The sequence below is a fragment of the Kiloniella antarctica genome, assembly GCF_042682825.1.
Classification (GTDB): Bacteria; Pseudomonadota; Alphaproteobacteria; order Kiloniellales; family Kiloniellaceae; genus Kiloniella; species Kiloniella antarctica.
In genome coordinates this window covers 1-832 of the sequence record NZ_JBHUII010000005.1, presented here as the reverse complement: position 1 = coordinate 832, position 832 = coordinate 1, and the positions used below count along the sequence as shown (strand labels likewise).

The 832-nt window shown below is 50.8% G+C and carries 1 protein-coding gene; it reads right to left on the bottom strand.

The window, feature by feature from the left end:
- On the bottom strand, positions 1-832 hold an 832-nt coding region (locus ACFSKO_RS13035; protein ID WP_380252295.1), incomplete at both ends, for a TRAP transporter large permease subunit.

Here is an 832-nt window from a genome sequence, read left to right as displayed (position 1 = left end):
AACCATCTCATCCCCGCCGAGACCTCGGAATACGAGAGAGAAAACAGATGCTCCAATGAGGATCACGAAGACCATGGAAGAAATTTCCATGGTCGAGCGCATGATCGGCCGCAGGATATCCGTACGCCATACCCGTCCAAGAGAAACGAGAATGCCCCACATTAACCCAAGTGAAGCAAAGCCAGCAGCAATGATCGCAATCATGTCTGTAGCCGGGATTTCATTTCTGGCAACTCTGAGATCAAAGAAGGAAATGAGAACCAGCATAAAGAGCAGACATAACGTGGCAACGATGGTTGGAAGACGACTGCCAAAATCCATGAAATCAAATGGAGATTTACGTTCGGCAGTTTCCAACATTCCCAATTCCTGAGTACGCATACCCGCCAACAACAAAGAACCAATCGCCCCAACGGCGGCGGCTTCTGTTGGTGTGGCAATACCGGTCAGGATGGAACCAAGCACAGAAACGATTAAAGCAACAGGAGGCACAAGGGCGTGGAGGATCTTGCTGATAAAGTCGCCTGTACTGGTCTTGCCTTCATCGCGTGGGATCGGAGGGGAGCTTTCCGGCTTGATAATCGCGATTAGAAGTTGATAGCCCATATACATGAACACCAGCATTAGACCGGGAATAAGTGCCCCGGCAAAAAGATCACCAACAGACACAGGGTCGGGAGACCAGTTGCCAATGGCACGCTGAGCATCCGAATAAGCGTTGGAGATCTGATCACCAAGGATAACCAGTACGATAGACGGCGGGATAATCTGTCCCAGAGTTCCCGACGCACAGATCGATCCACAAGCGAGCGAAGGGTCATACCCACGTCGT